Source organism: Streptomyces sp. NPDC002265 (genome assembly GCF_040296125.1).
Lineage (GTDB): Bacteria > Actinomycetota > Actinomycetes > Streptomycetales > Streptomycetaceae > Streptomyces.
On record NZ_JBEOWS010000348.1, the window covers coordinates 1 to 10,030 of the forward strand.

A 10,030-nucleotide genomic window follows, 5' to 3' on the forward strand; every position below is an offset into this window, starting at 1 on the left:
GGGCGCCCCCGGGGCGGGGCTAAACCACAACTCTCACGTGCGGGGTAACCTCTCCGGCGAGGGGGGCCTAAACCGACTCGCGTTGCCCCCCCCCCTTCGCAAGGGCTCGTCCGGGAGCGGGTCTCGCGTCCCGCGCTCCGCTACTTCGGCTGCGGCTTGCGCACCGAGAGGTGCAGCTCGCGCAGTCGCGCCTCCTCCAGCTCCGTCGGCGCGCCCATCATCAGGTCCTGGGCGTTGCCGTTGAGCGGGAAGGAGATCGTCTCGCGGATGTTGGGCTCGTCCGCGAGGAGCATGACGATCCGGTCGACGCCGGGGGCGATGCCGCCGTGCGGAGGGGCGCCGAAGCGGAAGGCGCGCAGCATGCCCGCGAACTTCTCCTCGACGGTCTCACGGTCGTAGCCCGCGATCTCGAAGGCCTTGAGCATGATCTCCGGCTCGTGGTTCCGGATCGCGCCGGAGGACAGCTCGACGCCGTTGCAGACGATGTCGTACTGCCAGCCCAGGATGTCCAGCGGGTCCTGGGTCTGGAGGGCCTCCAGGCCGCCCTGCGGCATCGAGAAGGGGTTGTGTGAGAAGTCGATCGCGCCGGTCTCCTCGTCCTTCTCGTACATCGGGAAGTCGACGATCCAGCAGAACCGGAAGACGTTCTCCTCGAAGTGGCCGGCGCGCTTGGCGGCCTCGACGCGGACCGCGCCCATGATCTTCGAGACCTCGTCGAACTCGCCCGCGCCGAAGAAGACGGCGTGACCGGCCGCCAGCGACAGGCGCTTGGTCAGCTCGGCGACGTTCTCCTCGGTCAGGAACTTCGCGATCGGGCCGCTCAGCGAGCCGTCCTCGGCGACACGGACCCAGGCCAGGCCCTTCGCGCCCAGCGTCACGGCGAAGTCGCCGAGCTGGTCGAAGAACTTGCGGGGCTGGGCCGAGACGTCCGGCACCGGCAGCGCGCGCACGTGCTTGCCGGCGAACGCCTTGAACTCCGAGCCCTCGAAGATGTCGGTGATGTCGACCAGCTCCAGCTGGGCCCGCAGGTCCGGCTTGTCGGAGCCGTACTTCAGCATCGCCTCACGGAACGGGATGCGCGGGAACGGGGACGTCACATGACGGCCGTTGCCGAACTCCTCGAAGAGCTCCGTCATGAGCTTCTCGATGGGCTGGAAGACGTCCTCCTGCTCGACGAAGGACATCTCCACGTCGAGCTGGTAGAACTCGCCCGGCGAACGGTCCGCGCGGGCGTCCTCGTCGCGGAAGCAGGGCGCGATCTGGAAGTACCGGTCGAAGCCGGAGATCATCAGCAGCTGCTTGAACTGCTGCGGCGCCTGCGGCAGCGCGTAGAACTTGCCCGGGTTCAGCCGGGAGGGGACCACGAAGTCGCGCGCGCCCTCGGGGGAGGTGGCGCTCAGGATCGGGGTCGCCATCTCGTTGAAGCCCAGCGCCGTCATCTTGTGACGGATCGCCGAGATGACCGCCGTACGCAGCATGATGTTGCGGTGCATACGCTCGCGGCGCAGGTCCAGGAAGCGGTACTCCAGGCGCCGCTCCTCGTTGACCCCGTCCTCGGTGTTGATCGTGAAGGGCAGCGGCTGGGCGGCGCCGAGCAGCTCGACCTCGCCGACCTCGACCTCGACCTCACCGGTGGGCAGTTCGGGGTTGACGTTGTCGCTGCCACGGGAGACGACCTTGCCGTCGACGCGGACCGTCGACTCCTTGGTCACCTTGTCGAGAGCCTCGTACGCGGGCGTGCCGGGGCGGGCGACGAGCTGCGTGATGCCGTAGTGATCGCGCAGATCGATGAAGAGGATGCCACCCAGGTCGCGCCGATTGTGCAGCCAGCCACTCAGCCGGACGTCGGTGCCGACGTCAGAGGCGCGGAGCTCGCCGCAGGTGTGGGACCTGTACCGATGCATCGTCGTTCATCCAGCCTTCGCGGATCGGGGTCGTGTTTCACGTGAAACCTCACCCCAGCCTACCGGCCAGCCCGTGATCACCTCCCCACCATTGTCACGGCAGGTCCCGGGGCATGCCCCCTGCAACAGCCCGGACAGGGCCTGTGCGGGCCCGCGCTACGCCTCCGGCGACCCGGACGGCACCTCCGGCGGCCCGGGCGGCCCGGGCGGCCCGGACGACAGGTGACGGGTGCGCAGTTCGGACAGGACCCCGAAGGCGGCCGCCGTCAGCGGCACCGACAGCAGCATCCCGAGGATCCCGGCCACGGACGCGCCCGCGGTGATCGCCAGCATCACCACCGCCGGGTGCATCTGCACGGTCCGGCTCTGGATCGCCGGCTGGAGCACATGCCCCTCCAGCAGCTGCACCCCCAGCACCACACCGAGCGCCCACAGCGCGATGACGAATCCGCGTTCGGCGAGCGCGACCAGCACGGCCACCGACCCGGAGAGGAACGCCCCGAGGTAGGGGATGTAGGCGGTGACGAAGACGAGGGCGCCGAGCCCGATCGCCCCCGGCACCCGCAGGATCAGCAGACCGACGGTGATGCAGACCGCGTCGATCAGCGCGATGACCGTCGTCCCGCGCATGAACCCCTCGACGGCCTGGAAGGCGCGCCGCGCCATCACCTCCACGGTGTCGGCGGTGCCGCGCGGGGCGAGCGACCTGAGCGCGGGGGCGGCCCGGTGGGCGTCGCGCAGGAAGAAGAAGACGAGCAGCAGGGCCAGAACGGCGATGGCGATGGTCTCGCCGACGACGCTGACCCCGCTGATGACATTGGAGGCGGCGGTGCCGCCGAACTTGGAGAGCAGCTCCCTGCTGTGGCCGGCGAGGTCGTCCAGCGAGGTGCCGGCGGCGCCGAAGTGGTCGGAGATGCTGCGCGCCGCGGTCCTGAGCGAGGCGACGATCTCGTCCCCGGTGTGGACGAGCGCCGCGACGACGATGTAGACGGCGCCGCCGACCACGGCCACCACGGCGACGCAGGTGACCACGGCCGCCACGGACCGGTTGACCCCGGCCTTCACCAGCCGGCGGTGCAGCGGCCCGAGCAGCGCGGTCCCCAGCAGCGCGAGCAGCACCGGCGTCACGGCCGTACGGAACTCGGCGCACAGCCGGATCCCGACGTAGCCGACCCCGGCGACCAGCAGGACGACGGCACACCAGGCGGCGAGCCGGCGGGCGGGATCGGGAAGCAGGTGCACCCCTCCACCCGATCACGCGAAGGGCGGGCCGTCCCGTCGGAACGGCCCGCCCGGGTGACGGAGCGTCAGGCCTGCGGTCCGCCCTCGGTCATCCCGTGCACCGCCGGGATGGTCCCCAGGCGGCCCTTCTGGAAGTCCTCGAACGCCTGCTGGAGCTCCTTCTGGTTGTTCATCACGAACGGGCCGTAGTGAGCCATGGGCTCACGGATGGGCTGTCCGCCCAGGAGCACGACCTCCAGGTCCGGGGTGTGGGAGTCCTGCTGTGCGTCGGCGCGCACGGTCAGCGAGGAACCCGCGCCGAAGACGGCCGTCTGGCCCAGCTTGATCGGCCGGCGCTCGGCGCCCACCGAACCCCGCCCGGCCAGCACGTAGGCGAGGCCGTTGAAGTCCTCGCGCCACGGCAGGGTGAGCTCGGCACCGGCGGCCAGCGTCGCGTGGATCATCGTGATCGGGGTGTGGGTGATGCCGGGGCCCTGGTGGCCGTCCAGCTCACCGGCGATGACCCGCAGCAGCGCGCCGCCGTCGGGGGTGGTCAGCAGCTGGACGTTGCCGCCGCGGATGTCCTGGTAGCGCGGGGCCATCATCTTGTCCTTGGCCGGAAGGTTCACCCACAGCTGGAGGCCGTGGAAGAGCCCGCCCGACATGACCAGGGACTCCGGCGGCGCCTCGATGTGCAGCAGGCCGGAGCCGGCCGTCATCCACTGGGTGTCGCCGTTGGTGATGGTGCCGCCGCCGCCGTTGGAGTCCTGGTGGTCGAAGATGCCGTCGATGATGTAGGTGACGGTCTCGAAGCCGCGGTGCGGGTGCCAGGGGGTGCCCTTGGGCTCGCCCGGCGCGTACTCCACCTCGCCCATCTGGTCCATCATGATGAACGGGTCCAGATGGCGGTAGTGGATCCCGGCGAACGCACGGCGCACCGGGAAGCCCTCGCCCTCGAAGCCGCTGGGCGCGGTCGTGACGCCGAGCACGGGGCGGGCCACCGCGTCGGCGGGAGCGGCCACACGGGGCAGCGTCAACGGGTTCTCGACGGTTACTGCGGGCATGTCGGTACCTCCTTGTGCAACCAGATTAGTTGAGTGTTGAACTTTCTGCCACCCTCAACGGAAAGAGCCCGGAGGGAATTCCCTCCGGGCTCGGGGCGTGACATCGGGGTCGGCCGGGGCGGCAGGATCGGGCGGCCTGGGCGGACGGTCAGCCGTACATGCGACGCATCGCGAATTCGACCATCTGCTCCACGGCCTTGGCGTCGAAGACCATCCGGTACTCGCCCTCCATGTCGAGGACGAAGCCGTACCCGGTCGGCAGCAGGTCGATCACCTCGGCGCCGGTGATCACGAAGTACTTGGACTCCTTGCCCGCGTACCGGCGCAGCTCCTTGAGGGAGGTGAACATCGGGATCACCGGCTGCTGGGTGTTGTGCAGCGCGAGGAAGCCCGGGTTGTCGCCGCGCGGGCAGTACACCTTCGAGGTCGCGAACACCTGCTGGAAGTCCTCGGCGGCCACCTGGCCCGTGGTGAAGGCGCGGACCGCGTCCACCAGGGAGGGGGGCGACGGTTCCGGGTAGAGCGGCGGCTGCTGGCCGTAACCGCCGACACCGCCGGGCATCTGCTGCTGCGGCGGGGCGTACCCCTGCTGGGCACCCGCGCTCTGGTCGTAGCCGTACATGCCCCAAAGAGTAACGAGTCACAGATGACCCAAACGGGGTTGCATCTTATTACTGGCGGGTAGCATCATCGGAGCTACTTGTTGGTAAGTGAAACAGTCGCGAGGATTCAGCGCCTCGCCGATCCTCTACGGAGCCGTCGCCATGGGGCACTACAAGTCGAATCTCCGCGACATCGAGTTCAACCTCTTCGAGGTGCTCGGCCGCGACAAGCTGTACGGCAGCGGCCCGTTCGAGGAGATGGACACCGAGACCGCCAAGAGCGTCCTCGCCGAGCTGACGCGCCTGGCCGAGAACGAGCTGGCCGAGTCCTTCACCGACGCCGACCGCAACCCGCCGGTCTTCGACCCGGAGACGAACACCGCCCCGGTGCCGGCCTCCTTCAAGAAGAGCTACAAGGCGTTCATGGAGTCGGAGTACTGGCGGCTCGGACTGCCCGAGGGCATCGGCGGCACCGTCGCCCCGCCGTCCCTGATCTGGTCGTACGCGGAGCTGGTCCTCGGCGCGAACCCGGCCGTGTGGATGTACTCCTCCGGCCCGGCCTTCGCCGGCGTCCTCTTCGACGAGGGCACCGAGGAGCAGAAGAAGATCGCGCAGATAGCGGTCGAGCGGACCTGGGGCTCCACCATGGTGCTCACCGAGCCGGACGCCGGCTCGGACGTGGGCGCCGGACGCACCAAGGCGGTCCAGCAGGCGGACGGCTCCTGGCACATCGAGGGCGTGAAGCGGTTCATCACCTCCGGTGAGCACGACATGGAGGAGAACATCCTCCACTACGTCCTCGCCCGCCCCGAGGGCCACGGCCCCGGCACCAAGGGCCTGTCCCTCTTCCTCGTCCCGAAGTACCTCTTCGACTTCGAGACCGGCGAGCTGGGCGAGCGCAACGGCGTCTACGCCACCAACGTCGAGCACAAGATGGGCCTGAAGGCCTCCAACACCTGCGAGATGACCTTCGGCGACCGCCACCCCGCCAAGGGCTGGCTGATCGGCGACAAGCACGACGGCATCCGCCAGATGTTCCGCATCATCGAGTTCGCGCGCATGATGGTCGGCACGAAGGCCATCTCGACGCTGTCGACGGGCTACCTCAACGCGCTGGAGTACGCCAAGGAGCGCGTCCAGGGCCCCGACCTGGCGAACTTCATGGACAAGGCCGCGCCGAAGGTCACCATCACCCACCACCCGGACGTGCGCCGCTCGCTGATGACGCAGAAGGCGTACGCCGAGGGCATGCGGGCGCTGGTGCTGTACACCGCCTCCGTCCAGGACGCCATCGCGGTCAAGGAGGCGAACGGCGAGGACTCCTCCGCCGAGAACGCGCTCAACGACCTGCTCCTGCCGATCGTCAAGGGCTACGGCTCCGAGAAGGGCTACGAGCAGCTCGCCCAGTCGCTCCAGACCTTCGGCGGCTCCGGCTTCCTCCAGGAATACCCGATCGAGCAGTACATCCGCGACGCCAAGATCGACACCCTGTACGAGGGCACCACGGCGATCCAGGGCCAGGACTTCTTCTTCCGGAAGATCGTCCGCAACCAGGGCGCGGCGCTGAACACCCTCGCCGAGGACATCAAGAAGTTCCTGGCGCTGGGCACCGGCGGCGAGGACCTCGCGGGCGCCCGCGACCACCTGGCCAAGGCGGCCGTCGAGCTGGAGGCCATCGTCGGCCTGATGCTGACCGACCTCGCCTCGACCGAGCAGGACGTCAAGAACATCTACAAGGTGGGCCTGAACACCACCCGCCTGCTGATGGCCTCCGGCGACGTGGTCGTCGGCTACCTGCTGCTCAAGGGCGCCGCGGTCGCCGCGGAGAAGCTGGAGACGGCCTCCGCCAAGGACAAGGCCTTCTACACCGGAAAGATCGCGGCGGCGAAGTTCTTCGCGGCCAACGTCCTGCCCGGCGTCACCCTGGCCCGCAAGGTGGCCACGGACATCGACCTGGACCTGATGGAGCTGGACGAGGCCGCCTTCTAGTCCGCACGGAATCGGCTCCACCAAGCCCTCACGAGGGCCCGTTCCCAGTCATGGGGAACGGGCCCTCGTCCGTCGTTAAGGTGAACCCCATGAGCGAACCCTCCCGCTTCGACCGCGGCCACACCGACGACCTCATGACCTTCCTGAGCGCGAGCCCGTCGCCGTACCACGCGGTGGCCAACGCCGCCGAGCGGCTGGAGAAGGCCGGCTTCCGGCAGGTCTCGGAGACGGACGCCTGGGACGGGACGACCGGCGGCAAGTACGTGCTGCGCGGCGGCGCCATCGTGGCCTGGTACGTCCCCGGGAGCGCCGCGCCGCACACCCCCTTCCGGATCGTGGGGGCCCACACCGACTCGCCCAACCTGCGGGTCAAGCCGCTGCCCGACACCGGCGGGCACGGCTGGCGGCAGGTGGCCGTGGAGATCTACGGCGGTCCGCTGCTCAACTCCTGGCTCGACCGCGACCTGGGCCTGGCCGGCCGGCTGACCCTGCGGGACGGCTCGACGTGTCTGGTCAACGTCGACCGGCCGCTGCTGCGCGTGCCGCAGCTCGCCATCCACCTCGACCGCGCGGTCAACTCCGACGGCCTCAAGCTCGACAAGCAGCGCCACCTCCAGCCCGTCTGGGGCCTCGGCGACCGGGTGCGCGACGGCGACCTGATCGCCTTCGTGGAGGAGGAGGCGGGGCTCGCCGCGGGCGAGGTGACCGGCTGGGACCTGATGGTGCACTCCGTGGAGGCGCCCGCCTACCTGGGCCGCGACAAGGACCTCGTGGCCGGGCCGCGGATGGACAACCTGCTGTCGGTGCACGCCGGCACCGCGGCGCTGGCGGCGGTGGCATCCCTGGACGACCTGCCGTACATCCCCGTCCTCGCCGCCTTCGACCACGAGGAGAACGGCTCGCAGTCCGACACCGGTGCGGACGGCCCGCTGCTGGGCAGCGTGCTGGAACGTTCGGTGTTCGCCCGCGGTGGGTCGTACGAGGACCGGGCCCGTGCCTTCGCCGGCACCGTCTGCCTGTCCTCCGACACCGGCCACGCGGTCCACCCCAACTACGCGGAGCGGCACGACCCGACGCACCACCCGCGCGTCAACGGCGGCCCCATCCTGAAGGTGAACGTCAACAACCGCTACGCCACCGACGGTACGGGCCGCGCGGTGTTCGCCGCCGCCTGCGAGAAGGCGGACGTCCCGTTCCAGTCCTTCGTCTCCAACAACTCCATGCCCTGCGGCACGACCATCGGCCCGATCACCGCGGCCCGCCACGGCATCCGGACCGTCGACATCGGCGTGGCCATCCTGTCGATGCACAGCGCACGGGAGTTGTGCGGCGCGGACGACCCGCACCTGCTGGCGAACGCGTTGGTGGCGTTCCTGGCAAGTTAGCAACACAGCTCCACGGCATGGGTGTTGTCCGCCGGGGTACCCGCAGTCAGGGACCGGAACGACCGGTCCGGACTGGGAGGCGAGCCTGATGGGCCTCGGCGGATGCATCATCCTCATCGCGGTGGGAGCCATTCTCACGTTCGCGACCGACTGGCACATGCAGGGGGTCGACCTCGACATGGTCGGCATCATCCTGATGCTGGTCGGACTGATCGGTGTGGCGACGTTCAGCGGAATCGCCCGGCGCAGGCGCGTGGTCGTACCGCCCGCGGCCACCGTCGTCGAGGAGGAACGCCACCACCACCGCGACGGCTACTCCGACGGATACGGCGTGTGATCCGGCACCGGTCACGGACCGTGAACCATTGACCCCGCATTGTCAATAAATATGGCTGTCGTGAAGACTCTGTCGCGCAGAGGCCATGGAGTCTTGCAATTCCACGACGGGGGAGCTCTGCCGTGCACGACCTGGCGGTATCCGGCGACCCCGCCGCAAGGGCCAGTGCGACCGGTTCACCGACCGGGCGTCACGGCGCCCGCCGCGCGCACGCCGCACACGAGGAACCGGCCGACAGCCCCCGGCTCGCGGTACTGATCCCGGCGCACAACGAGCAGGACCGCATCGCCGACGCCATCGACGGCCTGTGGCGTCAGAACCGGCGCCCCGACCTGATCGTGGTGGTCGCCGACAACTGCACCGACGACACCGCCGCCGTGGCCACCGCCCACGGCGCGCAGGTCTTCCACACCCGAGGCAACACCCACAAGAAGGCCGGCGCCCTCAACCAGGCCATCGCCTGGATGCTGCCCCACCTGGACGACCGCGACCTGCTGCTGGTGCAGGACGCGGACACCGTGCTGAACCCCTGGTTCACCGAGACCGCCGTCGCCACCTTCAACCGCAAGGTCGGCGCCGTCGGCGGAGTCTTCTACGGCGAGGAGGGCGGCGGACTCCTCGGCCTGCTCCAGCGCATGGAGTTCCACCGCTACGCCTGGGAACTGGACCGCACCGGCGGCAGGGCCCAGGTGCTCACCGGCACCGGAACCATGTTCCGGGCCCGGGTGCTGCGCGAGGTGCGCGCCGCCCGTCGCGCCGGCACGATCGGCGGCGGCAACAGCTACTACAGCCTCGCCTCGCTCACCGAGGACGACGAGATGACCAAGGCGGTCAAGACCCTCGGCTACCGGGCCATGTCCCCGGCCGGCTGCGCGGTCGTCACCGAGGTCATGCCCACCCTGCGCAAGCTGTGGCACCAGCGGCTGCGCTGGCAGCGCGGAGCACTGGAGAACCTGCGCGACTACGGCTGGACCCGGGTCACCGCCCGCTACTTCGTCCAGCAGTTCCTGATGGGCTTCGGCGCGCTGTCCTTCCTGGTCTATCTGACCTTCATGACCATGTCCACGGCGATCTACGGCCTGCCCGGCCTGTCCCCGTTCTGGACCTCGATCGGCCTGGTCTTCGTGGTCGAGAAGACCGTCTCCGTCCGTCGCGCCGGCCCCAAGGCACTCCTGGTGGCCCTGCTGATGGTCCCCGAGATGCTCTACGACCTGTTCCAGCACGCCGTCTACTTCTCCTCGCTGTGGGGCCTGCTGCGCCGCAGCGAGGAGAAGTGGGTGGCCACCTGAGCCCCCCACGCCCTTCGCCGGCACCCGAGCACCGAGGAGAACGACCATGTACGGACGAGTGATAGGCGTCGGCACCACCGGCGCCGGAGGGGCCACGCTGGCCGCCACCGGGATGTGGATGAACAGCATGGCCCTGATGGTGGCCGCCACCACGCTGGCGGCGGCCGGAGTGGCCCTGTTCAAGCTGGCGCCGCGCCCGCGCCGCCGCTGAACCACCGGGCGCCCCGGCCTTCCGGGGC

9 protein-coding genes are annotated in these 10,030 nt (G+C 69.6%); 5 read left to right on the forward strand and 4 right to left on the reverse strand.

The genetic code is table 11. The features are described 5' to 3' along the window. Positions 1 to 140: 140 nt before the first annotated feature. The 4 genes from aspS to ABT085_RS38300 form a co-directional block, all read right to left on the reverse strand. Positions 141 to 1,904: an aspartate--tRNA ligase gene (gene aspS, locus ABT085_RS38285; RefSeq protein WP_351619082.1), complete on the reverse strand. Its 1,764-nt coding sequence runs from the start codon at positions 1,902 to 1,904 to the stop codon at positions 141 to 143. Positions 1,905 to 2,060: 156 nt separating this feature from the next. Next, positions 2,061 to 3,146: an AI-2E family transporter gene (locus ABT085_RS38290; RefSeq protein WP_351619085.1), complete on the reverse strand. Its 1,086-nt coding sequence runs from the start codon at positions 3,144 to 3,146 to the stop codon at positions 2,061 to 2,063. 65 nt (positions 3,147 to 3,211) lie between these two features. Beyond that, positions 3,212 to 4,189, reverse strand: coding sequence for a pirin family protein (locus ABT085_RS38295; protein WP_351619088.1), 978 nt, complete (start codon positions 4,187 to 4,189; stop codon positions 3,212 to 3,214). A 148-nt stretch (positions 4,190 to 4,337) separates the two neighbouring features. Then, positions 4,338 to 4,811: an SseB family protein gene (locus ABT085_RS38300; RefSeq protein ID WP_351619091.1), complete on the reverse strand. Its 474-nt coding sequence runs from the start codon at positions 4,809 to 4,811 to the stop codon at positions 4,338 to 4,340. A gap of 142 nt (positions 4,812 to 4,953) precedes the next feature. On the opposite strand from ABT085_RS38300, the gene ABT085_RS38305 reads away from it, so the two are divergent. The 5 genes from ABT085_RS38305 (at position 4,954) to ABT085_RS38325 (ending at position 10,002) form a co-directional block, all read left to right on the forward strand. Beyond that, on the forward strand, positions 4,954 to 6,780 hold the full coding sequence (locus tag ABT085_RS38305; RefSeq protein ID WP_351619107.1) for an acyl-CoA dehydrogenase: 1,827 nt from the start codon (positions 4,954 to 4,956) through the stop codon (positions 6,778 to 6,780). An 89-nt stretch (positions 6,781 to 6,869) separates the two neighbouring features. After that, the gene (locus ABT085_RS38310) at positions 6,870 to 8,165 is read left to right on the forward strand and encodes a M18 family aminopeptidase (RefSeq protein WP_351619100.1); all 1,296 of its coding nucleotides are present in this window, start codon (positions 6,870 to 6,872) and stop codon (positions 8,163 to 8,165) included. 88 nt (positions 8,166 to 8,253) lie between these two features. Further along, positions 8,254 to 8,502: a DUF6458 family protein gene (locus ABT085_RS38315; protein ID WP_351619102.1), complete on the forward strand. Its 249-nt coding sequence runs from the start codon at positions 8,254 to 8,256 to the stop codon at positions 8,500 to 8,502. 131 nt (positions 8,503 to 8,633) lie between these two features. Then, complete coding sequence (locus ABT085_RS38320) at positions 8,634 to 9,791, forward strand: glycosyltransferase family 2 protein (protein WP_351619110.1); 1,158 nt, start codon at positions 8,634 to 8,636, stop codon at positions 9,789 to 9,791. A 46-nt stretch (positions 9,792 to 9,837) separates the two neighbouring features. Then, a complete protein-coding gene (locus ABT085_RS38325) occupies positions 9,838 to 10,002 on the forward strand; it encodes a hypothetical protein (RefSeq protein WP_351619105.1) in 165 nt (54 codons plus the stop codon). The last annotated feature ends 28 nt before the right edge of the window (positions 10,003 to 10,030 follow it).